Genomic DNA, 26,699 nt, shown 5'->3' with positions numbered 1-26,699 from the left:
ACAGGAAGTATGCGGTACTTATGAAGCAGATGCTCTATTTAAAAATGCTGGCGTGGCTCGAGGATAATATCTACTGTAACCCGGCTATCGATGACCTGGCGCAGTATATGGGCTATTCGCGTCGGTTTGTCTATGAGGTGTTTTATCAGTATGGCCAGTTACCTATCGGACAGTATATCCGACTACGGCGGTTGACTATCGCGGCGGTAAGTTTGCGATTAACACGGCAGCCGATCGCCGCCATTGCCTGGCAGTTAAGCTATGACTCGCCGCAAACCTTTTCCCGGGAGTTTAAGAAGCGCTTCTCGCTCTCGCCTCGGGAATACCGATGCGCTGTGCATTGGGACACGGCTTTGCTGTTAAAGAAATTCGACCCCGAGGGAGAGAGCCTGCCTCTGGCCCGTTTCTGTTCGCTGCCTGAAAGGGTCTATCGTGGCTCTTCAATGACGTATGAACTGCGCCTGTCGGATATGGTATTGCAAAGCCCCTCGAAGACGGCTGTCAGACAAAAGATTGACCGCTTTTTTACCGCCGGCGGAGACAGCCTCTCTGTGTTATCCGATTATTATGCGGCGAGAAACAATGAGCTTAACGTCGAGGTTAACGCCTTTGTCGGTTGTCATCTGCAGCGAGAGGCGCTGCCTGCGCTGAAGATGAGCAGCACGCTGACGACAAGGTCCGGGCTGTATGTTGGCGTCGAATTTTACGGCAGTTGGGCGCGCTACGCCCGATTATCCAACGATCTGTATATGGAGTTGTTGCCAGCGCTGGGAGCAAGCCGACGAGAGGGGGTCGATATTGAATGTTTTGTGGAGCGCCATACGGAAGGTGGACCCGCGGCGGAAAGGCGCTATCGCGTACGCTATTTTATCCCGGTGACGCTGTCTGGTGAGGTGACAGCCTGCCAGCGTCCCGGTAACTGACAAATGACAAATAAAGGTGGCCTGGCGGCCACCTTCGCGAATATCACAGTACAAACCACAGCAGCCAGGTGATCAGAAAGCCCGTCACTCCCATGATGGTCGTCAACACGGTCCAGGTTTTGAGCCCGTCCGGAACGGAGAGGCCAAGATAGCGCGTGACCACCCAGAAACCAGCATCGTTAACGTGCGACAACCCGAGTGAGCCGAAGCAGGTCGCCAGCGTCACCAGCACCAGCTGAATCGGGGCCAGCCCGATAACCGCCTGCGATAGCAGACCGGAGGTGGTGAGGATCGCCACGGTGGCCGACCCCTGCGAGGCCCGAAGTACCAGCGAGAGCAGGAAAGCGGCGGGCATCAGCGGCAGATGAATGGTCTCCAGCGCCTCGGCTAAGGCATTGCCGATGCCGGAGGCGACCAGCACGCCGCCAAAGGCGCCGCCGGCCCCGGCAACAAGGATTACATCCGCCGAGGAGGGGATCGCGCTGCCGGTGACGTCGCCCAGCTTTTTCAGGCTCATCCGCCGACGAATGCCCAGCGTCCAGCTGGCCAGTCCCAGGGAGATCAGCAGAGCGACCGGCGGGGTTCCAATGACGGTCATCAGCTGGCGCACCGCGTTTTCCGGCAGCAACAGCGCCTGACACAACGTCCCGGAAACAATCAGCACGATAGGCACCACGATCAGGCCGCCGATAACCAGCGCATTCGGCGGTGGCAGACGGGTCTGTTGCGCGTTAACGGAGAGGTCGGGCACTTCAGCCGTTTGCTGCTGCTCCAGCACATTAATCGACAGATGATAATGGCGTCGATTGATAAACCGGGCGACAAAATAGCCCACGATACCGACGACTATCGATACACCAATCCCCGCCAGCATCAGCCAGCCGACATCGCTATGCAGAATGCCTGCCGCGGCCGCTGCGCCAGGGTGGGTGGGCAGCGCCACGTGGACGGTTAGCATCACGCCGGCCATCGGCAGACCAAACTTCAGCGGCGACAGATGGGCGACTTTGCTGAAGCCGTAAATTAACGGAATGATGATAATAAAACCGACTTCAAAAAAGACCGGGGTGCCGAGAATAAAAGCCACGATGGTTAAGGCGGCAATCGTCCGTTTAGAGCCCAGCACGCCGGTTAATGTTTTCGCCAGCGATTCGGCGCCGCCGGAAATTTCAATCAGCACCCCCAGCATTGATCCTAAAATAATAATGCTGGCAATGTGGCCGAGCAGGCCACCCATACCTTTTTCGATTGTCGTAATAATTTTATCCGCCGGAATGCCGGTGGCGAACGCCACCAGCAGGCTGACGATCAGGAGCGCCACAAAAGGATGCGCTTTCGCTTTAATCACCAGCAGGAGCAACAGCACTACGCTGGCTAACGCAATAAGTAACAGCGCCGATGTCGACATAGGTTTGCCTCGGGTATTAACAGGTGTACAGAGAGATATTTTTTATTAAACGGCTTTATTTTTTGCGGTAAGGCGAGAACCATCCCAGTCCGGAAAGCGTGTCCGCCCGGGGAATATATTCGCAGCCGATCCAGCCGTCATAACCAGTTTTATCCAGTAGTGCATAGATCCACGGATAATTAATTTCGCCCTCATCCGGTTCATGACGGTCCGGTAAAGAGGCAATCTGAATATGGCGATACTGGCCAGCATATTCGGTAATAAGATGGCTTAAATTGCCGTCCACTTTCTGCGCGTGAAACAGATCTAACTGCACCGCCAGGTTCGGCCTGTCGACCCGCTTCATCATCTCCAGCGTTTGATATTGGCTGTGATAGAGATAGCCCGGTTTGGTCTGGGGATTCAGCGCTTCGATAAGTATCCGCTTGTCGTGGCGGGCAAAGCACTCCGCCGCGTAGCGCAGATTATCGATCAGCACCGCCTCGCAGGCCGCGCGATCCATTCCCGGCGGTACCACGCCGGCCATGATATGCACCTGCGGGCAATCGAGCTCGCGGGCATACTCCAGCGCCAGCTCGATATCGCGCCGGGCCTCCGCGCTTCTTCCGGGGAGGGCGGCGAGACCCCATTCTCCGGCGTTGACGTCGCCGGGTGGGGTATTGAACAGTACCAGCTGCAGCTGGTTTTCCTGCAGGCGCTGTCTGATTTCCCCGGCGGCATACTCATAGGGAAACAGAAACTCGACGGCTTCAAAACCGGCGCCGGCAGCGGCGGCAAAGCGGTCCAGGAAGGGCAGTTCGGTAAACAGCATGGATAAATTTGCAGCGAATTTTGGCATAGTGTTATCTCAGTTCATTCACTTCGTCAGCGGTCAGGTAACGGATCTCGCGATTGCCGAGGGTAAACATCAGCCGCGCGGTCTCTTCCAGCTCTTCGGTATTGTTGGTGGCTTCGCGCAGCGATGAGCCGGTGACCACCGGACCGTGGTTAGCCAGTAAAAAGGCGTTATAGTGCGGCGCCAGCCCGGCCAGCGCCTGGGCAATACGCTCATCGCCCGGTCGGTAGTAGGGAACCACCGGGACGTCGCCGACGCGCATCACCACATAGGGGGTAAAGGGGCGAATACAGTTGTGCGGATCGAGCCCCTGCAGACAGGAGAGCGCGGTCAGGTAGTGGCTGTGCAAGTGGACGATCGCTTTGCAGGCCGGGTTATGCAAATAGACCGCCCGGTGAAACGTGACCTCTTTCGACGGTTTGTCGCCGGAGATCCATTCCCCCTGCAGCGTCACCACCGACAACCGCTGCGCCTGCAGTTCGCCCAGGCAGGAGCCGGTCGGCGTCGCCAGCAAATTGCCGTCCGGCAGCAGCAGCGACAGATTACCGGCGGAGCCGGTGGCATAGCCGCGGTTAAACAGTGAGGCGCCAATCTGCACCATTTCCTCTCGCAGTTGTTGCTCAGTCATGACGAAACTCCTGCTGGGCACGGGCAAAGAACTGGATATCGCCAAAATTACCTGACTTCAGCGCCAGGGAGAGCGGCTGGCGGGTGTCGCGGACCCAGGGAACGCCTGGGGAGATCGTCGGCCCGATATGAAACGCCTCGACGCCCAGCGTCTGCGCCACAATGCTCGAGGTTTCCCCGCCGGCGACAATAAAGCGGGTAAACCCTTTCGCCTTGAGGGCGGCAGCGAGGGCGGCAAACAGCTGTTCCACCCGTTCGCTGCTGGCCTTATCGCCATACTGCGCCTGGATCCGCTGCAGCGTTTGCGGCTCGGTGGTGGCATAGACCATCGGCGCCAGCGGCGCATCGCGGTTCGCCTCTACCCAGTCTGTCAGGGTCTCGACATAGCTTTCCAGATCGGTAAAGCAGGCGCTTAAGTCGACGGCGCGGGCGGGGGCCTGTTCACGGTAGGCCGCCACCTGGCTGTTGGTCATCACCGAGCAGGAGCCCGAGAGCACCACCGCCGGGCCGGCCAGCGGCATGCCCGCGTGAGCGCTCTCGCCGCGGGCGCCATGGCGTTGCGCCCAGTCGCGAGCGAGACCGATGGCGAGACCCGAGCCGCCGGAGACCAGCTTCACCTCCCGTAGCGCCACGCCCTGGGTGAGCAAATCCTGTTCACGGAGGGCGTCGAGTACCACATAGCGCACCGCCGGATCGCTGATTGCCGCCAGCTCGGCAGCGACCGCCTGCGGCCCCTGGTCGACGATCGGCCAGGCAATCAGCGCCGCTTTTCCACGCCCCTGGCGTTCAATTAAGCGCCCCAGGTGCGCATCCTCCATCGGCGTCACCGGATGGTGGCGCATCCCGGACTCATTCAGCAGTTGCTGACCGACAAACAGATATCCCTGATAGACCGTGCGGCCATTCACCGGCAGCGCCGGGGAAATCACCGTCCTGGTCTCACCCAGCTCGGCCAGCAGGGCATCCAGCACCGGGCCAATGTTGCCCTCCGCAGTGCTGTCGAACGTGGAACAGTACTTGAAATAAAACTGCTGACAGCCCTGCGCCTGCAGCCAGCGCAGGGCCGCCAGCGACTGGCTAACGGCGCTTTGCGCCGGGCATGAGCGGGTTTTCAGGCTGATGACCACCGCCTCGCTGGTCAGCGGAAGATCGCGGGTCGGCACGCCATTCAGTTGTACCGTCGGCATGCCGTTACGCACGAGGAAGCTGGCAATATCCGTGGCGCCGGTGAAGTCATCGGCAATGACACCAAGCTGCATCTTGTCTCTCCTTACTGTTTGTGGCCCGGCAGGGTGATGCCGTTGAAAATCTTGATCACCGCGCTGTCATCTTCCCGACCGAATCCGGCATTGCTGGCGGCGGTGAACATATTCAGCGCGGTGGTGGCGAGGGGCAGCGGGAAGGTCAGCGCCCGGGCGGTGTCATTTACCAGGCCGAGATCTTTGACAAAAATATCGACGGCGGATTTTGGCGAGTAATCGCCATCGAGGACGTGCGGCATGCGATTCTCAAACATCCAGGAATTACCCGCCGCATGGGTCACCACGTCGTACATCGTCTCCAGCGGGATCCCGGCACGGGCGGCCAGCGCCATCGCTTCGGCGGCAACGGCGATATGCACCCCGGCCAGCAGCTGATGAATAATTTTGACCGTCGATCCAAGGCCAATATCGCTCCCGATGCGATAGACTTTGCCGGCCACGGCGTCCAGCACCGGTGCGAGGCGGGCAAAGGCGGCATCGCTCCCGGAAGCCATCACCGTCATGTCGCCGGCGGCCGCTTTCACTGCGCCGCCTGATACCGGCGCGTCGAGCATCAGTAGCTGGTACTCCGCCAGCGCCGTGGCAATCGCCTGGGCATCGGCAGAGGCGATGGTGGACGACACCATGACGACGGTGCCCGGCTTCAGATGGGCGGCGAGGCCGTTCTCGCCGAACAGGATCCCTCGCACCTGGGCGGCATTGACCACCAGCAGGACGACCGCATCCAGTTCAGCGGCGAAAGGCACCGCGCTGGGACCCGTGTCTTTGGCGCCCGCTTCCAGCAGTGCGCGCCAGTTATCAGGGTTGATGTCAACGCCCCAGGTGTTCAGGCCCGCCTGCAGGCAGGCGCGGGCGGCGCCCATGCCCATCGAACCCAGTCCAATCACGCAGACGTTAGTGTGTACAGTCATGACGGTCTCCTTGTGAATATTCGTTAATTAATGTGATTTAATGATAGAATAAAGCGTTATCATGTGAAGTTATGTGAGGGTAATCACGAATAACCCACATGAATATAAAAAATTCACAGGTTGAAAGAGGCTGCACATTGCCGATTCTTGCCCTAAAATAGTGAAAAAACAGCGGTAAAGCGCGATAACGACACAGGGTGTCACCAGGTGCACAGCGCAGTTTGTGACGCCAGGTGTGAAAAAATGGTAAGGGGAGAGCGGTGATTCCAGTAGAACGTCATCAGCGTATTTTAGCCCTCGTGGAGCAGCGCGGGGCAGTAAGCATCAATGAGCTGACGGAGATCCTCGGCGTGTCCCATATGACCATCCGTCGGGACGTCAGTAAGCTGGAGGAACAGGGGCTGCTGGTCAGCGTCTCGGGCGGTGTACGCGCCGTCAGCCGGCTGGCCACGGAGCCCAGCCATCTGGTGAAGAGCACCCTGCAGAGTGAAGAGAAGCAGGCGATTGGCGCGCTGGCGGCGAGTCAAATCGCTAAAAACAGCTGTATCTATCTGGATGCCGGGACCACCACCCTGGCGCTGGCGCGGGCGATCCTCGACCGGGATGATCTTCAGGTGGTCACCAATGATTTTGAGATAACCCAGCTGTTGATCGATGCCAGCCAGTGCGGGGTGATCCACACCGGCGGCACGCTGTGCCGGGAGAACCGCTCCTGCGTGGGCGAATCGGCGGCGCGAACGTTACGCCATCTGGCTATTGATACGGCCTTTATCTCCGCCAGCGGGTGGGACAGCCGCGGTATTTTCACCCCTGATGAGAACAAGGTTACCGTCAAGGAGACCGTCAGCCAGGTCAGTGCGAAAAGCATCCTGCTGTGCGACAGTTCGAAATACAATCAGGTGGCCACCTTTATGGCGTTACCCTTGACCCGGTTCACCACCATCATTACCGACCGGCATCTCTCCGATGCCGCCGCCAGTCATATCGCCCGGCATGCCTGCGAAGTGCTGCGCGCCGGTTAGCGCTGCCAGTGCTCGATCAGCGCCGCGCCGATAGCGGCGATCTGCTGGTTACGCTCGGCGATGGTCGCCGGCGTATCCCGCATATAAATCACCACAATGCGCTCCGCTTTGCCGTCCGGGCCGAGCAGGGCGACGATGCCGCGCGCACCCCGTTCGCCAGCCCCGGTTTTATCGGCGATAAACCAGCCCGCCGGCAGCACGGCGCGGATCAGCGGGCCGGCAACCCGATCGTCCACCATCCACTGCACGAGCTGCTGTTGCGAACGGGCGCTCAGATGCTTCGCGGTCAGTAGTTTGCGCAGCGTGGCGGCCATGCTGGCCGGGGTGGTGGTGTCGCGCACGTCGCCGGGCAGCGCCTCATTCAGTTGCGTTTCCCGGCGGTCAAGGCGCGTGACGTTGTCACCAATAGTGCGCAGAAAAGCCGTCAATCCCGCCGGACCGCCGAGGGTGTCCAGCAGCAGATTGCCGGCGCTGTTATCGCTCATGGTGATGGCGGCGGCGCAGAGTTCGCCGACCGTCATCCCGTCGGCAAGGTGTTTTTCGCTGACCGGGGAATACGCCACCAGATCCTGCTGGCGGTAGTGGATCCGCCGATCCAGTCGTTCGACCCCGGCATCCACCCGGGCCAGCACCGCGCCGCAGAGCAGGACTTTAAAGGTGCTGGTGAGCGGAAAACGTTCATCGGCGCGCCAGGCGGCCAGCGTGCGGCCGCTGGCCAGATCCATTTCGACATAGCCCACGCGGCCCGACAGCTGGCTTTCGCTTATTTTTATCTGCTCGAGCGGTTGCGGGCCGGCGAATAGCGGCAGTGGCAGGCAGGCGAACAGGGAGATAACACACAGGTGAACATAACGCATAACCGCAATACTTCCTTGAGTGAGAGCCGAAAAAGACGCGTCCGGGAGTGACAAATAAGAATAACCCGGCGTTTTGCTGATTCACAATTCCTCTTTTTTCCTTCATCATTTGTCGGCTTTTATTTCGAATAATCAATATGTAGCTCAGCCTAAGCACGCTATTTTTTTGACTCAAGGCCGCGATGAACTATAAGAAAGTACGTAATACCGCACTCAGGCTGGCGCCGTTTGTTGACGATAACGCCCGCCGGTCTCCGCGGTTCGCCAATGATATATGCCATCCCGGGAGGAACAGGTGCACCCGATAATTAAGGTCATGCTGGTGGGAGGTAAGGCGGACGGGCTGTTGGTCAGCGTCGCCGGCGACGCAACCGAGGTCTCGGTGACGCCTGCGCAGTATGGTGCGCCATCCGGGCAACCGCTGAGCTATCGCATCGTAAGTCAAACCATTGACGATGAACGCTATTTCTTTGGCGTCTTCAGTGACGCCCATCAGGATAGCGATAAGCTGACGCGGGTGGCTCTGACCCGTGGAATGAAAAAAATGTTCTGTTAAACCCTGCCTGAAAGGGGTGTGACAGGGGCTCTCTGGCGCCGCTGTGCTACCGTGGCAGCCTTCTTCTTTGGGCAGGACGCATCATGATCCAGTACATCCGTATTCAAAACTTTCGCTCAGTGAGGGATATCGCGCTGGAGCTTGGGCCGCTGAACATTGTCTTCGGCCCCAACGGCTGCGGTAAATCCAATATTTATAACGCCATCCACCTGCTGACCGCCGCCGCTGACGGCAGGCTGTCGGGATTTATCAGCGAAGAGGGCGGTCTGGAGAATATGATGTGGTCCGGGGAGCGTTCGCCGGTTGATCGCCACCCCCGGCGGCTGCAAATCGCCTGCCGGACGGACAGCTTTGATTATGAGCTGCAGATAGGTTTCCCGGAAAAATTACCCTATCCGACGCAGTTCATGCTCGATCCGATCGTTAAAGAAGAGAACATCTGGCTGGCCGGCTACGCCCGCCGGCCTTCCTCTCGCGTATTACAACGTAAAAATCAGGCGGCGTTCCTCGTCGATGTGACGGGGGAGAAAAGTACTTTCACCGAAAGCATTTATGAAAACGAGTCGGTATTTGGTCAGCTCGGCGAACCGCATCGTTTTCCCGAAGTGTCGCGGGTGCGCGAGACCCTGCGTCGCTGGCGGTTTTATCATGAGTTCGCCATCGGCCGCCACTCGCCGCTGCGCCAGCCGGCCGTAGGATACCGTTCACCGGTGCTCGACAGCGATGGTCACAACCTGGCGGCCGCCTTTCAGACCATTGTCGAAATTGGCGCGGAAGAGATGATGTATGCGATCCTCGCCGACGCCTTTCCCGGCTGTCAGTTTTACTGTGAAAACGAGCACTCGCGTTTCGTTCTGAAAATGCGCCGCGAAGGGATCCGCCGCCCGCTGCTGGCGGCGGAGATGTCCGACGGCACGCTGCGCTTTCTGTGCCTCGCCGTTGCGCTGCTCAGTCCGCGCCCGCCGGCCTTTCTGGCAATCAATGAACCGGAGAACAGCCTGCATCGCGACATGTTGCCCGCGCTGGCCCGGCTGATTATCGAGGCATCCCGTTACAGCCAGATCTGGCTGACCAGCCACTCGGCAGAGCTGGCGGCGTTGATTGCCGCCGGGGCGCCGTGTCAGCGCTATGCGCTGGAGAATCGCGACGGGGAGACGCGGATTGTTGAGTGAGCCCAGTCATCCCTGACGGGCGCGTCGGTCAGGCGGGGGTCTGCGTCTCCGCAGCAGGCAGCAGGCTTTTACCGCCGCGCAAGGTGATGAATGAGAGCAGGGTGAAGCTCAGGGTGATAGACCCGAGGATCAGATACGCCTGATGAAACCCCACGGTGTCGTACATCCGGCCGACCCAGGCGGAAAGCACCACCCCGGACAGTTGTTTGGACAGGTTAAAGCCGATCAGGAACAGGGTGGCCGAAAGCCGCGGGTTAAAGGCGGAGGAGATATATTTAAAGGTTCCGACCAGCAGGAAGGGGATCTCAAACATATGCAGCATCTTGAGGATCACCACCTCCACCGCCGATGAGGCAAACGACGACCCGAGAATACGCACCGACATGATCATCCCCGCCGTCAGCAGGGCGTTTTTGGCGCCGATACGGTTAACAATGGCCGGCGCGCAGAACATGATCAGCGCATTGAGCAGCTCGCCACCGGTGGTGACGAAGCCAAACACTTCGGTACCGCGCTGCGGGCTGGCGAAAAAGCTTTTGAAAAAGTTGGCGAACTGCTGGTCAAACACGTCGTAGACGCTGGCGACGCCCACCACATAGATAATAAAGCCCCAGAAGCGCGGCATACGCAGCAGCTCTGCCGCGGTGCGCAGCGAAAAGGCCTGGCGATTGGCGCCGAGCGCCTCGATAACCTCGGCGCTGTTGCTGCTTTCCGGCCGCGACAGCCAGAGCAGCAGGCCGAGCACCAGCGCAAAGCCGGAGGCGATCCAGAAGGTGATATTCGGGTCGATGCCGAACAGCACGCCGGTTATCGAGGCGCACAGCGCCCAGCCGACGCAGCCTGCGACCCGCACTTTGCCATATTCAAAGCGGTTGGCCCGGCTGACGCGTTCGATATAGGCTTCCACCGCCCCGGAGCCGCTGGAGAAAACAATCCCCAGATAGATCCCGCCTGCCAGCGCCCCGGCGATAATATTCATTTGCAGCAGCGGGGAAAAAACGAAAATAAAGAACGGTGCGAAGAGAATTAACAGCACCGTAATGGTCCACAGCAGATGTTTGCGCAGGCCGAGCTTATCCGACATCAGGCCGAACACCGGCTGAAAAATAATCGCGAATAACGAGATGGAGGAGAAAACGATCCCGGTTTCCGTTTTGGTTAAATGGTTAACGTCCGCCAGCCACACCGGGAAAAACGGAAAGTAGGCTGACATAATGAAATAGTAAAAGAAAAAGAACAGCAGGAAATAGACAAAATTATGCCGTTCTCGTGGCGCCAGTTCAGAGAATTTCATCACCATGATCCCTTGTTATTCTGTTTGTAGGGTGGGGACTTTCGCCCCCACGGATTAAAGGCAACGCAATGAGACCTCGTACTGCCAGCGCGTCTCGGTCAGCAGCCACTGCGGCAGCACGCTCGGGGTCCAGGAGTCATCGCCTCCCACCCCCATATGCAGGCCGTCGAGGGTGATCCAGACGCCATCTTCGGCCTGCATCTTGTGCCAGTGGTCGGTCTCCATCAGCTGACGGGTGCTCCACGGCTGAACGGAGAAGTGGAAATGACCGCTGACGTGCCAGCGTCCCCAGTCCAGCGCCTGGGTATCGCAGCGCAGGCCGTTTTCCGTCGGAAAGATGTAGGGGGTCGTCATCGCCGCCAGCGGCTGCTCCCAGCGGGCGAAGCAGGCGCTGCTCCGCCGGTCAGGGTAGTTCTCATGCGGACCCAGGCCCAGCCAGCTCACCGGCGCCTGCTGATCCGCCACCTGGAAGTGCAGCCCGACCCGCGGCAGCGGCGGCAGGGTTTCCGCCCGTTCGCCGTCCACCGCCAGCCGCAGCGTACCGTCCGCGGTGAAGTGCATGCGCCAGTGGCTGACAATCACCACCTCTTCGCCGCGCAGATAGTGCCAGCGGCAGTCGACGAGGGTTTCATTCGCCAGGCGCTGCGCGTCGCATTGCACGCAGCGCGCCTCCAGATTGAACAGGCCGGCGCTTTTCCAGCGCTCCACCCAGGCGTTGGGGTCAATGCGCTCCACTTCGCTGACTCCGATGTCGTTGTCGAGCGGCGCGCGAATAAACTGGTCGCGCAGCGGGGTGAGCAGCTGCTCCTGGCCATTAACCGACCAGTGGCTCAGCAGCCCTGTCAAGCGATCGACGGTCCAGCATTGCGAACCGGCGCGGATCTGCCAGGCTTCATCGCTGACGATAAGATCCGGCGCACTCGTCGGGGCAGGCCGTTCCGGCAGGGCCAGCGGCGCCGGCAGGGGAAACTGATGCCAGGCGACGTGGTGCTCCGCTTCTGACCAGGCGGTGGCCTTAGGCTGGGTCACCTCCAGCGTCAGCCACACCGCGCGGGCGCCTGCCGGCAGGGTCAGGCTGTCGAGCAGCGTTATCTCGTCGCTGCCCTCCGGCGGCAGCGCCAGGGTCTGGTTGCCGTGATACAGGGTTTCACCGGCCGACTGCACCTGCCAGCGCAATACTTCGTTGTCGGTTTCACGGAACAGGTATTCGCTGGTGATGCGCACCCGCAGCGGCGAGGTCGACAGCAGCGTGAACTGAAAATACTGCTGGGCGTGCTTTGCCTCCACCAGCGACGGATGCGGCGTGCGATCGGGGAACACCAGACCGTTCATACAGAACTGACGATCGTTAGGCTTATCGCCAAAGTCACCGCCATAGGCCCAGCCGACGCTGCCGTCGGCAAAGGTTTTGCGGATCGCCTGATCGGCCCAGTCCCAGATAAACCCGCCCTGCAGCCGCGGGTACTCGCGGAAGGCCTGCCAGTAATCGGCGAAGTTACCGAGGCTGTTGCCCATCGCGTGGGCATATTCGCAAAGGATCAGCGGCCGCTGCTCGCCGGGCAGGCTGATCCATTTTTTGATCCCCCATTTGGGTACCGCCGGGATCGGCTGGTCGCGTTCGACGCGGGCGTACATCGGACAGATAATATCGGTGGCGGTGGTATCCGCGCCGCCGCCCTCGTACTGCACCGGACGGCTCGGGTCGTTGCGTTTCAGCCAGTGGTACAGCGCTTCGTGGTTGCCGCCGCCGCCGGACTCGTTGCCCAGCGACCAGATGATAATGCACGGATGGTTGCGGTTGCTCTGTACCATCCGGGTGACGCGGGCGCTGAAGGCTGGCAGCCACGCCGGATCGTCGGACAGCCGATTCATCGGCACCATCCCGTGGGTTTCAATATTGGCCTCGTCGACCACGTACAGACCGTAGCGGTTGCAGAGTTCATACCAGCGCGGCGCGTTGGGGTAGTGCGAGCAGCGGACGGCGTTAAAGTTGTTCTGCTTCATCAGCAGAATGTCCTGCACCATATCCGCCTCGGTGACCACCTGACCGCGCAAATGATGGTGTTCATGGCGGTTAACGCCGCGGATCAGCAGCGGTTTGCCGTTGAGGCGCAGCAGGCCGTCGGCTATCTCGATGCGGCGAAAGCCGATGTCCCACGCTTCGGCCTCCAGCAGTTCGTCGCCGCGCCACAGGGTGACCACGGCGCGATAACAGTTTGGGGTTTCCGCGCTCCAGTGCGCCGGCGCCGCCACCGCCAGGGAGAAATCGACCCGTTCCGCGTAGTGGCCGCGCTCATCCACCGTCGGGGTGCCTAACGGCTGCCGCCCGGCGGCGACCTGCTCCTCGCCGCGCCACAGGCTAACCCCGACGCTGAGCCCGGCAAGCGCCGCCTCTGTCGCGTCGACGGTGGCCCGCACCTGCAGAGTGCCGTCGCGGTAGAGGGCGTCGAGGGTCGGCATCAGCTGTACGTCGGTCAGTCGCTGGTGCGGCTTATTCAGCAGCCATACCGAGCGGAAAATACCGCTCATCCGCCACATATCCTGGTCTTCCAGCCAGCTGCCGGCGCTCCAGCGCATGACCATCACGCACAGGCGGTTGTCACCCGGGCGCAGGAAGGGGCTGAGATCGAACGCTGCCGGCAGGCGACTGTCCTGCGAATAGCCGACCCACACGCCATTGCACCACAGATGAAACGCTGAGTTGACGCCATCGAAAATAATCTGCGTTTGCCCGTTCTCGCACCACGTGTCCTCAACCGTAACGTGCAGGGAGTAGCAGCCGGTCGGGTTCTCCTCCGGCACCCGCGGCGGGGTGGTGTCGATAGGATAGCGAACGTTGGTGTAGATCGGCGCGTCATAGCCCTCCATCTGCCAGTTGGAGGGGACCGGGGTGCTGCGACTGTCCGGCAGATCCTGCGTCAGCCACTGCGCATCCACCGCAAACGGGCTGCGGGCGTAAGCGAACTGCCACTCGCCGTCCAGCTGACGGCGATAGGGAGAGGGCTGCTCATCCCTGGCGGCAAGCTCATCGCGCCAGCTGGCGAAAGCGGGATGCGCCGGCAGGCGGTTGAGGTGGGTGATGGTCTGGTTTTGCCAGTCTTCGCGGGCGAGGATCGCGTGAAAATCAGGGACATGGCCGTGCCCGGTATCATAAATTTGCATGTGAATACCCAATAAGTCAGAAAAATGTCGTTCGCTAAACAGGATGATTAACGTTATCGGGTAATTTGTTTTTTCCAGCAACCGCACTGGATATGAAATTAACAGACGATCACGAAAGCGAGGCCAAAGCGCTATTTTTTGTCGTATTTTGAACATAAAATGTTAGCGCACGACATTGTAATTGCTGAGGAGAAAAGATGCCGCGTCGTACCGCAACCCTGGAGGATGTCGCCCGCGCGGCGGGCGTGTCCCAACAGACGGTTTCCCGGGTGCTGAACCGTCCTGAGGTGGTGTCAGCCCGCACCCGGGAGCAGGTGATCCGCGCGATGCAGACGCTGCACTATGTGCCCAACCGTTCGGCGCAGCTGCTGGCCGGCAAGGCGGCGCCCTCCATCGGGCTGATTACCGCCTCCCTGACGCTGCATGCCCCCTCGCAGATCGCGGCTGCGGTAAAAAGCCATGCCAGCCTGCACCAGCTGGAGGTGGCGATAGCGATGCCGGCGCAGGCCGATTTTGTCGCGCTGCAGGCCCGGCTGGACGAACTGCGCGCCCAGCATATTCGCGGGGTGATCGTCAGCCTGCCGCTGGAGAGCGCCACCGCCGAGCGGCTGGTTAAAGAGAACCCGGATATGGCCTGCCTGTTTCTGGACGTCTCCCCGGAGGCCGATGTCTGCTGCGTGCGCTTCGACCATCGCGACGGCTGCGGGGCCTGCGTGCGCCACCTGTGGGAGCTGGGGCATCGCGAATTTGGCCTGCTGGCGGGGCCGGAAAGCTCAGTTTCCGCCCGTCTGCGTCTCGCCAGCTGGCGCGAGGCCCTGCACAGTCTGAATATCGCCCGTTCAACCACGGTATTCGGCGACTGGAGCGCCGCCAGCGGCTGGCAGAAAACTTTTGAGCTGCTGCATCTGCAGCCGCGGATTAGCGCCATTGTCGTGGCGAACGATCAGATGGCGCTCGGCGTGCTCAGCGCCCTGGCCCAGCTCAACCGCAGCGGCAGCCAGGCGGTGTCGGTGACCGGTTACGATGACACCGCCGACAGTCTCTATTTCCAGCCGCCGCTGACCACGGTGGCGCAGGACTTCAATCTGCTGGGGCAGCGGGCGGTGGAGCGGCTCATTGCCCTGATGGCGGCGCCGCAGCTGCGGATCCGCGAGCTGCTGCCGACCCGGCTTATCGTGCGCCAGTCGGCCTGGCCGGTCGCCGATGCGCAGGACCGGCAGCAAACCCTGGCGCAGCTCAAAGCACTGGTGGAAAAGCTATAGCCGTTGACCGTTGAGGCTTTATTGAGGTTGACCATGCTAACCTCGGCAGCCAACGTAGAGAGGTCAGGATTATCTGTCTGCGAAAATGCAAAACAAAATCTATCCATGCAAGCATTGATTTACCGCCAGTCATATGGCGGTTTTTTTTTGCCGCTTCCATCCTCTCGCGTTGTCTTCAGTCCGGCTTGCCGTCTGGCAGATCCTGCGGCGGCATGCTAGATCTTGCTTTCGGGGATCCATCCGGGAGACGACGGGAGACAAGGTCATGATGGTGATAGAGGGCAAAGAGGCGATCGGGCGGGTGGACTGGCAGCGGGTGCGAAGCATCATCGCCGAGGCCGGGCTCAATGAACGTGATGTTGCGCAACTGGAGCAGGCGTTCCGCCACAGCACCTTCTGCTGGTTTGGCTATGAGAACGGTCAGCTGATTGCCGTGGCGCGAGCCATCAGCGACTGCACCTGGAGCAGCTATCTGGCGGATGTGGCGATCGTGCCCGCGCGGCAGGGGCAGGGTTACGGACAACAGCTGATGCTGGCCGTTCGGGAACAATTACTGCCCTTCGGCAAAATTTTTATCTATGCGGTGGCGGATAAGATTGCGTTTTATCAGCGCGTTGGTTTTGCCATGCTGACCACCGGTATGGTCTGCGCCAGCGAGGAGGGTATGCACAACATGCAGGCGCAGGGCTATATTCGCCAGCCCTGAGCACGCCTGGCTTAAGCGTGTAAACCAGGCGCAGGCGCTGTCAGAGGGGGCGTTCAAGCACAAACAGATACGCTTCCCGCGACCAGAACAGGGCGGTACGGCGGCGCTCCACCGACATGGTTTTCACTTCCCAGCCCTCACGGGTATAGCTGCTGAGAAACTGGCTCATTTTGTCAGGGTCGGCCTTGGCTTCGCCAAAAAACAGGCTGCCCAGCAGCCCCTCTTTATAGATCACTACCCGACACTCTTTCTTCATCATCGACCCTCCTGGCGACCGGTTTACCGTGGCCGCCTATTGTCCGTGGCTGCGACGATTTTGCAATCGGAGAAGGCGTAAACTGTTTTCGATACTGCAGCGGGCTTAGCGCGAAGTGCTGGCGAAAATGGTGGCGCAGGGTGCCGGCGCTGGCAAACCCGCAGCGCTCAGCGATCTGATCGATGCCCATCGTGCTCTCCGTCAGGTGCTGGCGGGCGCGCAGCAGTCGTTCCTCCAGCAGCCAGCGGGCGGGCGTTTTTCCGGTCGCCTCCTCAAAGCGGCGCAAAAAGGTGCGCGGTCCCATGCCGGCGCGCTGCGCGAGGGAAGCGACGGTATGGCTGGCGGCAAGATGCTGGTGCAGATAGTCAAACAGCTGCCCAAGGCGCAGGCTCTCCCGGCTGCGGGCGACCGGGCGCAGGACCTGCTGCGCCTGACCGCCGTCGCGATGGGGAGAGACGACCAGGCGGCGGGCGACGACGTTGGCGGCTTCGCTGCCGAAATCCTCGCGCACCAGATGCAGACAGAGGTCGATCCCCGCCGCGCTGCCGGCGGAAGTCATCAGCACACCGTCGCCCACGTAAAGGACATCTTCCACCACCTGAATCTGCGGAAAACGCGACTGCAGCGCCGCGGTGTAGCGCCAGTGGGTTGTCGCCTGGCGGCCATTGAGCAGCCCGGCGGCAGCGAGAACGAACACCCCGGAACAGATGGAAATAATCCGGCACCCGCGGGCGTGGGCGGCGGCCAGGGCGGCGCACAGCGCCTCGGGGACCGGGGCGTCGATGCCGCGCCAGCCGGGGACCACAATCGTATCCGCCTGGGCGAGAAGTTCAGGGCCGCCGTCGGTCATCAGGCGGATGCCGCCGGTGGCGCGCAGCGGGCCTTCATCGACGGCGGCGACGACGAACTGGTACCAGTTGTCGCCCATTTCCGGGCGCGGCAGGCCGAAGATCTCCACGGCCACGCCAAACTCAAAGGTGCACAGGCCATCGTAGGCAAGGGCGACCACCTGATGACGTGACGGTGTCACCGAAGGGGTTGTCAGGATGTTAGCGTTTTCTGTCATGGTTGCCGGCAGATAAGGGTGAGGGGCGTCAGTAAAGTAGTGTTATCACAGACAAGGAGAAGACGCCATGAGTGTAGTAACCCAATTTACCCCCGCCGCTTCCGCTGAGGCTATCCGCTGGTTCCGCCATAAGCTGCATCTTGAAACCGACTGCGCCGATGTACACAGCGCCCAGCGTGCCGGCGAGGTCGACTTTGTCCTGCTGCACGTGGTGGGTAGCGAGGCGGCCTTCGCGCATCGGCATCTTCCCGGCGCGCTGCATCTCCCGCACAGTCAGATCACCGCCGGGAGAATGGCGGCCTGGCCGGCAGATACCGTGTTTGTGGTCTACTGCGCCGGGCCGCACTGCAACGGTGCCGACGTTGCCGCGCTGAAGCTGGCTGAGCTGGGGCGACCGGTGAAAATGATGCTCGGTGGGCTGACCGGCTGGGAAGATGAGGGCTATGCGTTTGCTTCCGGTGATTGAAAATTTTTCATGTACCATGAAATATTCTCGTTTGCGACCCGCCAGCCTGCATGCCAGTATCTGGACATATAGCCATCCAGAAGTCTAAAAATTCAAATAATGAACTATCACGGTGGGCAACTAACGCGCCCACCGCTAAGGAGACAGCATGCAACGTCAACAGGCCCCGTTCCGCGCAGACATCGTCGGCAGTTTTTTGCGCCCGAACAGTATTAAACAGGCGCGTCAGCAGCTGGCTGAGGGGGTTATCGACGCCGGTCAGCTACGCGAGATCGAGAATAACGCGATCCGTCATCTGGTCCAGCAGCAGTGCGACTGCGGCCTGCATGTGGTCACCGACGGCGAGTTTCGTCGCGCATGGTGGCACTTCGATTTCTTCGACGGCCTGCAGGGGGTTGAGCGTTATGATGCCGACCAGGGGATCCAGTTCAACGGTGTGCAAACCAAAGCGCACGGCGTGCGCGTCACCGGCAAGCTGGCCTTCGGCGATCACCCGATGCTCGAAGATTTCCGCTATCTGAAAAGCATCAGCGGCGACGCGCAGCCGAAGATGACCATTCCCAGCCCGAGCGTGCTGCACTTCCGCGGCGGACGGAAAGATATTGATGCCACGGTCTACCCGGATCTGAGCGACTACTTCGACGATCTGGCCACCACCTGGCGCGATGCGATCCGCGCGTTTTATGACGCCGGCTGCCGCTATCTGCAGCTGGACGATACCGTCTGGGCCTATCTGTGCTCCGATGCCCAGCGTCAGCAGGTTCGCGAGCGCGGCGAGGATCCGGATGCGCTGGCGCGTATTTATGCCCGGGTGCTGAACCAGGCGCTGGAGGGTAAACCAGCCGATCTGACGGTGGGCCTGCACGTCTGCCGGGGTAACTTCCGTTCAACCTGGATCTCGGAAGGGGGTTACGAGCCAGTGGCCGAGGTGCTGTTTGGCGGCGTCAATGTCGATGCCTTCTTCCTCGAGTACGACAACGACCGCTCCGGGGATTTCGCGCCGCTGCGCTTTATTCGTCCCGGTCATCAGCAGGTGGTTCTCGGACTGATCACCACCAAAAACGGTGAGCTGGAAAATCCGCAGGGGGTCAAAGCGCGTCTCGCCGAGGCCGCGCAGTACGTACCGCTCGAGCAGATCTGCCTCAGCCCGCAGTGCGGTTTCGCCTCCACGGAAGAGGGCAATGCCCTCAGCGAAGACCAGCAGTGGCAGAAAGTTCGCCTGGTGACCTCCATCGCCGCCGACGTCTGGTAATTGCTTTCTTAGCGCAGCGTTGCACCGTGATGAGGCAACGCTGCCATCCTCTTCGCCACTATCGCCCACCTGCGCCGCATCCTGCTGTTTTCACAACTTGGCACCTTTTTTGCCTTATCACCTCTGGTTAGCTGTTAATTCTTTATTTTTGCGCTACTCAGGAGTGAATCATGCAACGTAGAACGTTATTAAAAGCTTTTGCACTCTCCGCCTCTGTTATGGCTATGGGTCTCTCCTTTCAGGCCTATGCCGCCGACACCATCAAAGTCGGGATCATGCATTCGCTCTCCGGGACGATGGCGATTTCCGAAACGCCGCTGAAGGACGTCGCGCTGATGGCCATCGACGACATCAACGCCAAAGGCGGGGTGCTGGGCAAAAAGCTGGAGCCGGTGGTGGTCGACCCGGCCTCCAACTGGCCGCTGTTTGCCGAGAAGGCGCGCCAGCTGCTGGCCCAGGATAAAGTGGCGGTAGTGTTTGGCTGCTGGACCTCGGTCTCGCGTAAATCGGTGCTGCCGGTGTTTGAGGAGCTGAACGGCCTGCTGTTCTACCCGGTGCAGTACGAAGGGGAAGAGATGTCCCCCAACGTCTTCTATACCGGCGCGGCGCCTAACCAGCAGGCCATCCCGGCGGTGGAATACCTGCTGAGCGAGGATGGCGGCGGCGCTAAACGTTTCTTCCTGCTGGGGACGGACTACGTCTATCCGCGCACCACCAACAAGATCCTCCGCGCCTTCCTGCATGCCAAAGGGATCCAGGACAAAGATATCGAGGAGGTCTACACCCCGTTCGGCTACAGCGATTACCAGACCATCGTCGCCAATATCAAAAAATTCGCCGCCGGTGGCAAAACGGCGGTGGTCTCCACCATCAATGGCGATTCCAACGTGCCGTTCTACAAAGAGCTGGCTAACCAGGGTCTGAAAGCGACCGATGTGCCGGTGGTGGCCTTCTCGGTGGGGGAAGAGGAGCTGCGCGGCATCGATACCAAACCGCTGGTCGGCAACCTCGCGGCATGGAACTACTTTGAGTCTGTCGATAATCCGACCAACAAAGCCTTCGTCGCCGATTATCGCGCGTATGCCAAAGCGCACAAGCTGCCGAATGCCGATACGGTGGTGACCAACGATCCGATGGAGGCGACCTGGGTGGGTCTGCATATGTGGGCGCAGGCGGTGACCAAAGCGGGCACCACCGATGTCGACAAAGTGCGCGAGGCGATGGCCGGGCAGACCTTCAACGCGCCGTCCGGCTTTACCCTGACCATGGACGCCACTAACCATCATCTGCATAAGCCGGTGATGATCGGTGAAATTGAAGGCAACGGTCAGTTCAACGTGGTCTGGCAGACCGATAAACCCGTTCGCGCGCAGCCGTGGAGCCCGTGGATCCCCGGTAACGATAAGAAACCTGACCATCCGGTGAAAACCGTCAGCCAGTAAGCGCCAGGGCCGGCGGGGCTGAAGCATAGGGACCGTCGGCCGCTGACCAGAGGAGAACGACATGAACGCATTGCGTCTCATGAGTGTGTTGGCGCTACTGCTGACCTTGCTGCCATGGCGGGCGCAGGCCGCGGAGGCGGACGACTTCGTTGCCGCCAGCCGCAGCCAGCAGGCGCAGCTGTTGACTGAGTGGGCGGCAGCACCGCAGGCGGATCGCCTGCCGCTGCTGCGGGCGTTGACCAGCGAGAGCCTGGTGATGGACGACGGAAAACATGCTTTCCGCACCCGACAGGGCGGATTACAGCCACTGGGCGCTGCCGCCGCGCCGCAGGGCGAAACCCGACCGGTCCGTCTGACCAACCGGCTGCGCAATCTGGCTGCCGGCGCGCTGGCCAGCCACCTTATTTTAAGTGACAACGTCACGGAGAGGGCTTCCGCCGCGCGTACGCTACAGCGGGAAGCGACCCCGGCCATGGCCGCGCTGCTGCAACAGCGGCTGAAGGCGGAAACCGATGATAATGTGCGCGGCCTGCTGGAGGTGGCGCTGGCGCGCCTGCAGCTCACTCAGCCTGAGGCCAGCGCGCGGCTGGCCGCCGTGACGCTGCTCGGCCATTCGGCGGACCCGGAGACCCAGGCGCTGCTGATCCCCTTTACCGATGCCCAGCATGAGCCGGATGCGGCGGTGCGCGAGGCGGCCAGCGACAGTCTGCAGAAGATCAAACATCGTCTGCTGCTCGGCGATCTGCTGGGCCAGGCCTTTATGGGGCTGTCGCTGGGCTCGGTGCTGCTGCTGGCGGCGCTGGGGCTGGCGATCACCTACGGCCTGCTGGGGGTGATTAACATGGCCCACGGCGAGATGTTAATGATCGGCGCCTACAGCTGCTGGCTGGTCCAGCAGGCGCTGGCGCAGATCGCGCCGCAGTGGCTGGCCTTTTATCCGCTGGTCGCGCTACCGGTGGCGTTTCTGGTGACCGCCGGGATCGGTATGGCGCTGGAGCGCACCATTATTCGTCATCTGTATGGTCGGCCGCTGGAAACGCTGCTCGCCACCTGGGGGATCAGCCTGATGCTTATCCAGCTGGTGCGGATGCTGTTTGGCGCGCAGAACGTCGAAGTGGCTAATCCCGCCTGGCTCTCCGGCGGCGTGCAGGTCCTGCCGAACCTGATCCTGCCGTGGAACCGGCTGGCGGTGCTGGCGTTCGTCCTGCTGGTGCTGTGTTTTACCTGGCTCATCCTGAACCGTACCCGTCTGGGGATGAACGTCCGCGCCGTGACGCAGAACCGGGCGATGGCCGCCTGCTGCGGCGTGCCTACCGGGCGGGTGGATATGCTGGCCTTTGGCCTCGGCTCCGGTATTGCCGGGCTGGGCGGCGTGGCGCTGTCGCAGCTTGGCAACGTCGGGCCTGAACTGGGTCAGGGATACATCATCGACTCGTTTCTGGTAGTGGTGCTGGGCGGCGTCGGCCAGCTGGCCGGCAGCGTGGCGGCGGCCTTTGGGCTGGGCATTTTCAACAAAATTCTCGAACCCCAGATGGGCGCGGTGCTGGGCAAAATCCTGATCCTGGTGATGATTATTCTGTTTATTCAGAAACGCCCGCAGGGTCTGTTCGCGCTGAAAGGGAGGGTTATTGACTGATGAGCCAACCAATCACCTTAACGCTGGCGCAGCGCGCGCCGCGGCCGCTGCGCTGGCTGGGGATCTTACTGGTGCTGGGGCTGCTGAGTATGCCATTCCTGGCGCTGCTGCCGGCCTCGCATCCGCTGGTGGTGCCGAGCTGGCTGCTGACGCTGAGCGGCAAAATCCTCTGCTACGCCATTGTGGCGGTGGCGCTGGATCTGGTCTGGGGCTATGCGGGCATGCTGTCGCTGGGGCACGGGATTTTCTTTGCCCTCGGCGGGTACGCCATGGGGATGTACCTGATGCGCCAGGCGGCGGGCGACGGTCTGCCGGCGTTTATGTCTTTTCTCTCCTGGAGCGAGCTGCCCTGGTTCTGGTGGGGCACGCAGCATTTTGCCTGGGCGATGGCGCTGGTGGTGCTGGTACCCGGTCTGCTGGCCCTGGTTTTCGGCTGGTTTGCCTTTCGCTCGAAGATCAAAGGGGTCTATTTCTCGATCATGACCCAGGCGCTGACCTATGCCGGCATGCTGCTGTTCTTTCGCAACGAAACCGGGTTTGGCGGCAACAACGGCTTCACCGGTTTTACCACGCTGCTGGGCTTTCCGATCACTGCCACCGGCACCCGCGCTGCTCTGTTTATGGCCACCGTCCTGCTGCTGTTGCTGACCCTGTGGCTGGGTTCGGCGCTGGCGCAGAGTAAGTTTGGCCGGATCCTCACCGCGGTGCGGGATGCAGAAAACCGGCTGATGTTCTGCGGCTACGACCCGCGCGGCTTTAAGCTGCTGGTGTGGACGCTGTCGGCGGTGCTCTGCGGTCTGGCGGGGGCGTTATATGTCCCGCAGGTCGGGATCATCAACCCCAGCGAAATGTCGCCGACCAACTCCATCGAGGCCGCCATCTGGGTGGCGCTCGGCGGGCGCGGCACCCTGATCGGTCCGGTGCTTGGCGCCGGGCTGGTCAACGGCGCGAAAAGCATTTTCACCGTGGCGATGCCGGAGTACTGGCAGCTGTTTCTGGGCCTCATCTTTATCATCGTGACCCTGTTTTTACCCCGCGGGGTGATGGGCCTGCTGCGTCGAGGAGACCGCTAATGCAACCGGATGAAGGACTGTTTACCCGTCAGCTGCCCGGAGATCGCTTTCGCGAACAAACCGATCCGGTGCTGCAGCTGGAGAACATCAACGTCAATTTCGACGGATTTCAGGCGCTAACGGATCTGTCGCTGGCGATAGGCGTCGGCGAACTGCGCTGTGTGATCGGCCCCAACGGGGCGGGCAAGACCACCCTGATGGACGTGATCACCGGCAAAACCCGACCGCAGAGCGGCAAAGCGCTCTATGACCAGTCGGTGGATCTGACCACTCTTGACCCGGTGGCCATCGCGCGTCACGGCATCGGGCGCAAGTTTCAGAAGCCGACGGTCTTCGAAGCGCTGACGGTGGCGGAAAATCTCGCCCTGGCGATGAAGGGGGATAAATCGGTGTGGGCCAGCCTGCGCGCCCGGCTGAGCAGCGAACAGGACGATCGGCTCAATGAGGTGCTGCGCCTGCTGCGTCTCGACGGCGAGCGCTACCGCCAGGCCGGTCTGCTGTCCCATGGTCAGAAGCAGTTTCTCGAGATCGGCATGCTGCTGGTGCAGGAGCCGCATCTGCTGCTGCTTGATGAGCCGGCGGCCGGCATGACCGATGCGGAAACGGAGTATACGGCGGAGCTGTTTCGTACCCTGGCCGGACAGCACTCTCTGATGGTGGTGGAGCACGACATGGGATTTGTCGAGACCATCGCCGACCGGGTGACGGTTTTGCATCAGGGACAGGTGCTGGCGGAGGGATCGCTGCGCGAGGTGCAGGCCAATGAGCAGGTCATTGAAGTTTATCTGGGACGTTAAGGAGCGCCAATGCTACAGGTGAGTCAGTTACATCAGTACTACGGCGGCAGCCATATTTTGCGTGGGGTGGAATTTTCCGCCCGCCAGGGCGAAGTCACCTGCCTGCTGGGGCGCAATGGCGTCGGTAAGACCACGCTGCTGAAATGCCTGATGGGGCTGATCCCGGCGCGCAGCGGTGAGGTGCGCTGGCAGGATCAGAACATCACCCATCGCAAACCGCACCAGCGGGTACAGGCCGGGGTCGCCTACGTCCCCCAGGGGCGCGAGATTTTTCCGCGCCTGACGGTGGAAGAAAACCTGCTGATGGGGCTGTCGCGCTTTCCCGCCCGTGAAGCGCAGCAGGTGCCGGAGGAGATCTACCAGCTTTTTCCGGTGCTCAGGACCATGAAGCAGCGGCGGGGCGGTGATTTATCCGGCGGCCAACAGCAGCAGCTGGCGATCGGCCGCGCGCTGGCCAGCCGTCCCCAGCTGCTGATCCTTGATGAACCCACCGAGGGGATCCAGCCCTCCGTTATCAAAGAGATTGGCGAGGTGATCCGCCAGCTGGCGAGTCGGGGGGATATGGCGATCCTGCTGGTGGAACAGTTCTATGACTTTGCCGCCGGGCTGGCGGACCACTACCTGGTGATGTCGCGCGGCGCCATCATCCAGCAGGGCAAGGGCGGTGATATGGAGCGCGACGGCGTGCGCGCCATGGTGACTATCTGACCGGGCCGGCGGCAGGCGCGCCGCCGGTATGCGGGTTATTTGCGCAACAGCCGCTGCAGGCGCGCCTGGCGCCAGTTTTTGATCCATTCGCCGAACACGAACAGGCGTAATCCTCTGACTACCAGCAGAGCGCCCCAGATCAGGGCCACCCAGCCGGACCAGGCGTACTGCGGGTTTGTGAAGTGGTTGAGCACCGCCAGCAGCACGCAGACTACCACCGCCACCGACAGCGAACGGAAAAAGCGGCTCTCCTGATGCACCCGCGCTTTGGCTTCCTCGATGCGCAGATCCAGCGAGGCTTCCGGGCCCGGCGCACCCTCCCGCGAGGCTTCGCCGCCGATCTCGGCCACCGTGACCTCAAAGACCGCGGCGAGGGCGCTGAGGGTCTCCAGCCCCGGGCGTTCGCCATTCTCAATGCGCTGGATCGTGCGAACGCTGAGACCCGCCATTTCGGCTAGCTGCTCCTGGGACCAGGCGCGCTGCAGCCGCAATTGTTTGACCTGATTGTTGCTGTTCATATTCGTATGCTCCATGACGTTCTGCGGATGTAAACCTGTGATGGAGTATGGTGAAGCGGGCCGCCAGCCACCACGACAGCGACCCGACAGCGGCCCGACATCAACCCGACAGCCGCATGCCAGCTGGCGTCAGGCGTTGGCCAGCGGAGGATCCGGTTGCCAGGGGCGGGCATTCATCCCACGGAAAATCATCAGCCAGGCGGCGACAATCGCCACGATAAGAATGACAAAAAGCGACCAGTGCGGCAGATGAGTGAGGATCAACCCCGTCAGCATCGGGTTGAATGCCGCGCCCAGCCACCCCAGCGACTGGGCGGAGAAGTAGCTGGCCTTCATCCCCGGCGGGGCAATATGGTCAATCAGCATATACTCCCCGGGGGCATAAATCACTTCCCCGAGGGTGAAGATCACCGCCGAGATCCCCCACGCCCACAGGCTGGCGCCAGAGAACATAAAGCCCACAAGGCCGATCACAAAGCAGACGGTGCCGAAGGTCATCAGCGGGCGGATATTTCTCGCGCTCAGCCGCCGGCCAACCGCGTACTGCAGAGCAACCACCACCGCGGCGTTCACCGGCAGCACCACCGCCACCACTTTCTCGGCGAAGTCGCTGCTGGCGACCACCAGCACATACTGCGAGAGACAGGAGGCGAAGGCGCCGCTGACGAAGGAGGCCAGCAGCCCGGAACAGGTAAACCACAGCAGCGCCCGGTCGCGCAGCAACACCGACGGCGACCAGGGCGCGGCGCCCGGCGGGGCCGTGGCGGCGCCATCCCGCTGGAGAAACAGCTGAATAAACACCAGCGGAAAAGCGGCGCAGGCGGCCGCCAGCCAGAATGGCAAATTGATGCTGTGCATCACCAGCAGGGTGCCGATGGGCGGGCCAACGGTCCAGCCGATATTGAGGATGGTATAGTTCAGCGAGAAGATACGCGCTTTTTTCTCCGGCGTCAGCCGGTCGGCGAACCAGGCTTTTAGCACGGTGGAAAACACCGAGTAGGCGCAGTTGATCAACGCAAAGAAGATCACTACCAGGATAGCGTTATTGACCAGCGGTATCGCGCTAAATCCCAGAATAAACACCAGCACTGACCACACCATATAGCGCTTTTTGTCGAACTTATCCGCGAGGATGCCAAAGCCCATGCTGAACAGCACACCGATCACCAGCGCCAGTGACAGGGCGTAGCCAATCACATCCACCTCCAGCTGAAAGCGTCGGGTGAGGTAGATAGTCATAAACGGCAGTGTGGCTCCGCGGCCAATAGTTAATAGCAACGACGATGCCAGCAGCGCAATGGTGGAGCGCCGGAGAGTGGTGATCATGATTTCCTTGCCTGTCATGTTGTTATCATTTTATGTCTTCGATCACAAATAACACGGCCATTACGCCTTGTACAGGTCGCCCCGGCCGCCGGGTGCACTTCCGGCCCTGCCAAAAATAATGATCTATCCCGGCGGCCGCTTTTTGGTTACTTTGATTTTGTT

Annotated in this window: 25 protein-coding genes; 13 read left to right on the top strand and 12 right to left on the bottom strand. The window is 61.1% G+C overall.

What is annotated here, in order from left to right; genetic code table 11:
- Nucleotides 1-20: 20 nt before the first annotated feature.
- A complete protein-coding gene (locus tag ACKLKD_RS07505; protein WP_080897399.1) occupies nt 21-923 on the top strand; it encodes a helix-turn-helix domain-containing protein in 903 nt (300 codons plus the stop codon).
- A gap of 43 nt (nt 924-966) precedes the next feature.
- On the opposite strand, the gene ACKLKD_RS07500 is transcribed toward ACKLKD_RS07505, so the two are convergent.
- The 5 genes from ACKLKD_RS07500 to ltnD are packed head-to-tail and all read right to left on the bottom strand — an operon-like array spanning nt 967 to nt 5,966.
- Nucleotides 967-2,331 (bottom strand): GntP family transporter, encoded by a 1,365-nt coding sequence (locus tag ACKLKD_RS07500; protein WP_080897398.1) that lies wholly within the window; start codon nt 2,329-2,331, stop codon nt 967-969.
- 55 nt (nt 2,332-2,386) lie between these two features.
- A complete protein-coding gene (locus ACKLKD_RS07495) occupies nt 2,387-3,169 on the bottom strand; it encodes an HPr family phosphocarrier protein (protein ID WP_025712245.1) in 783 nt (260 codons plus the stop codon).
- Nucleotides 3,170-3,173: 4 nt separating this feature from the next.
- On the bottom strand, nt 3,174-3,794 hold the full coding sequence (locus ACKLKD_RS07490; RefSeq protein ID WP_025712244.1) for an aldolase: 621 nt from the start codon (nt 3,792-3,794) through the stop codon (nt 3,174-3,176).
- A complete protein-coding gene (gene otnK / locus ACKLKD_RS07485; RefSeq protein ID WP_080897397.1) occupies nt 3,787-5,052 on the bottom strand; it encodes a 3-oxo-tetronate kinase in 1,266 nt (421 codons plus the stop codon). Before otnK ends, ACKLKD_RS07490 begins: the two co-directional genes overlap by 8 nt.
- 11 nt (nt 5,053-5,063) lie before the next feature.
- Nucleotides 5,064-5,966 (bottom strand): L-threonate dehydrogenase, encoded by a 903-nt coding sequence (gene ltnD, locus ACKLKD_RS07480; protein ID WP_080897396.1) that lies wholly within the window; start codon nt 5,964-5,966, stop codon nt 5,064-5,066.
- Between the two features lie 260 nt (nt 5,967-6,226).
- Between ltnD and ACKLKD_RS07475 the strand changes: the two genes are divergently transcribed.
- The gene (locus ACKLKD_RS07475) at nt 6,227-6,988 is read left to right on the top strand and encodes a DeoR/GlpR family DNA-binding transcription regulator (protein ID WP_025712240.1); all 762 of its coding nucleotides are present in this window, start codon (nt 6,227-6,229) and stop codon (nt 6,986-6,988) included.
- On the opposite strand, the gene ACKLKD_RS07470 is transcribed toward ACKLKD_RS07475, so the two are convergent.
- A complete protein-coding gene (locus ACKLKD_RS07470) occupies nt 6,985-7,845 on the bottom strand; it encodes a broad-spectrum class A beta-lactamase OKP-D-1 (protein ID WP_080897395.1) in 861 nt (286 codons plus the stop codon). The genes ACKLKD_RS07475 and ACKLKD_RS07470 overlap by 4 nt on opposite strands.
- A 295-nt stretch (nt 7,846-8,140) precedes the next feature.
- Between ACKLKD_RS07470 and ACKLKD_RS07465 the strand changes: the two genes are divergently transcribed.
- Nucleotides 8,141-8,401, top strand: a complete 261-nt coding sequence (locus ACKLKD_RS07465) for a hypothetical protein (protein WP_080897438.1) — start codon at nt 8,141-8,143, stop codon at nt 8,399-8,401.
- Nucleotides 8,402-8,484: 83 nt separating this feature from the next.
- Entirely contained in the window at nt 8,485-9,573 is a 1,089-nt protein-coding gene (locus tag ACKLKD_RS07460) for an AAA family ATPase (RefSeq protein WP_025712238.1), read from the top strand.
- A 28-nt stretch (nt 9,574-9,601) separates the two neighbouring features.
- Here the strand turns inward: ACKLKD_RS07460 and ACKLKD_RS07455 are convergent, their stop codons facing one another.
- Nucleotides 9,602-10,867 carry an MFS transporter gene (locus ACKLKD_RS07455; protein WP_080897394.1) on the bottom strand — a complete coding sequence of 422 codons (1,266 nt, stop codon included), beginning with the start codon at nt 10,865-10,867 and terminating at the stop codon, nt 9,602-9,604.
- A gap of 54 nt (nt 10,868-10,921) precedes the next feature.
- The gene (locus ACKLKD_RS07450; RefSeq protein WP_080897393.1) at nt 10,922-14,029 is read right to left on the bottom strand and encodes a beta-galactosidase; all 3,108 of its coding nucleotides are present in this window, start codon (nt 14,027-14,029) and stop codon (nt 10,922-10,924) included.
- 197 nt (nt 14,030-14,226) lie between these two features.
- Between ACKLKD_RS07450 and ACKLKD_RS07445 the strand changes: the two genes are divergently transcribed.
- Entirely contained in the window at nt 14,227-15,291 is a 1,065-nt protein-coding gene (locus ACKLKD_RS07445) for a LacI family DNA-binding transcriptional regulator (protein WP_080897392.1), read from the top strand.
- A 265-nt stretch (nt 15,292-15,556) separates the two neighbouring features.
- Entirely contained in the window at nt 15,557-15,997 is a 441-nt protein-coding gene (locus tag ACKLKD_RS07440) for a GNAT family N-acetyltransferase (protein WP_025712233.1), read from the top strand.
- Nucleotides 15,998-16,037: 40 nt separating this feature from the next.
- Here ACKLKD_RS07440 and ACKLKD_RS07435 read toward each other — a convergent pair whose 3' ends face one another.
- Both ACKLKD_RS07435 and ftrA read right to left on the bottom strand, forming a co-directional pair.
- A complete protein-coding gene (locus ACKLKD_RS07435; RefSeq protein ID WP_004205985.1) occupies nt 16,038-16,253 on the bottom strand; it encodes a DUF4177 domain-containing protein in 216 nt (71 codons plus the stop codon).
- Nucleotides 16,222-17,319: a transcriptional regulator FtrA gene (gene ftrA / locus ACKLKD_RS07430; protein WP_080897391.1), complete on the bottom strand. Its 1,098-nt coding sequence runs from the start codon at nt 17,317-17,319 to the stop codon at nt 16,222-16,224. Before ftrA ends, ACKLKD_RS07435 begins: the two co-directional genes overlap by 32 nt.
- A gap of 67 nt (nt 17,320-17,386) precedes the next feature.
- On the opposite strand from ftrA, the gene ACKLKD_RS07425 reads away from it, so the two are divergent.
- The 7 genes from ACKLKD_RS07425 (at nt 17,387) to urtE (ending at nt 24,693) form a co-directional block, all read left to right on the top strand.
- On the top strand, nt 17,387-17,785 hold the full coding sequence (locus ACKLKD_RS07425) for a rhodanese-like domain-containing protein (RefSeq protein ID WP_080897390.1): 399 nt from the start codon (nt 17,387-17,389) through the stop codon (nt 17,783-17,785).
- Nucleotides 17,786-17,933: 148 nt separating this feature from the next.
- Nucleotides 17,934-19,037, top strand: coding sequence for a cobalamin-independent methionine synthase II family protein (locus ACKLKD_RS07420; RefSeq protein WP_025712228.1), 1,104 nt, complete (start codon nt 17,934-17,936; stop codon nt 19,035-19,037).
- Nucleotides 19,038-19,207: 170 nt separating this feature from the next.
- Nucleotides 19,208-20,479: an urea ABC transporter substrate-binding protein gene (gene urtA / locus ACKLKD_RS07415; protein ID WP_004176249.1), complete on the top strand. Its 1,272-nt coding sequence runs from the start codon at nt 19,208-19,210 to the stop codon at nt 20,477-20,479.
- A gap of 61 nt (nt 20,480-20,540) precedes the next feature.
- Nucleotides 20,541-22,115, top strand: coding sequence for an urea ABC transporter permease subunit UrtB (urtB, locus tag ACKLKD_RS07410; RefSeq protein WP_080897389.1), 1,575 nt, complete (start codon nt 20,541-20,543; stop codon nt 22,113-22,115).
- Nucleotides 22,115-23,188, top strand: coding sequence for an urea ABC transporter permease subunit UrtC (urtC, locus tag ACKLKD_RS07405; protein WP_080897388.1), 1,074 nt, complete (start codon nt 22,115-22,117; stop codon nt 23,186-23,188). The genes urtB and urtC overlap by 1 nt, the downstream gene beginning before the upstream one ends.
- Nucleotides 23,188-23,985: an urea ABC transporter ATP-binding protein UrtD gene (gene urtD / locus ACKLKD_RS07400; RefSeq protein WP_080897387.1), complete on the top strand. Its 798-nt coding sequence runs from the start codon at nt 23,188-23,190 to the stop codon at nt 23,983-23,985. Before urtC ends, urtD begins: the two co-directional genes overlap by 1 nt.
- 9 nt (nt 23,986-23,994) lie before the next feature.
- Nucleotides 23,995-24,693 (top strand): urea ABC transporter ATP-binding subunit UrtE, encoded by a 699-nt coding sequence (urtE, locus tag ACKLKD_RS07395; protein ID WP_025712223.1) that lies wholly within the window; start codon nt 23,995-23,997, stop codon nt 24,691-24,693.
- Nucleotides 24,694-24,728: 35 nt separating this feature from the next.
- Here the strand turns inward: urtE and ACKLKD_RS07390 are convergent, their stop codons facing one another.
- Nucleotides 24,729-25,211, bottom strand: a complete 483-nt coding sequence (locus ACKLKD_RS07390) for a helix-turn-helix domain-containing protein (protein ID WP_080897386.1) — start codon at nt 25,209-25,211, stop codon at nt 24,729-24,731.
- Nucleotides 25,212-25,340: 129 nt separating this feature from the next.
- A complete protein-coding gene (ydeE, locus tag ACKLKD_RS07385) occupies nt 25,341-26,537 on the bottom strand; it encodes an efflux MFS transporter YdeE (RefSeq protein WP_087805615.1) in 1,197 nt (398 codons plus the stop codon).
- Nucleotides 26,538-26,699: the final 162 nt, after the last annotated feature.

The sequence above is a fragment of the Klebsiella sp. 10982 genome, assembly GCF_048589245.1.
GTDB lineage: Bacteria > Pseudomonadota > Gammaproteobacteria > Enterobacterales > Enterobacteriaceae > Klebsiella > Klebsiella quasivariicola.
Note: the sequence above shows the minus strand (reverse complement) of the source record. Positions and strands in the feature narration are given on the sequence as shown.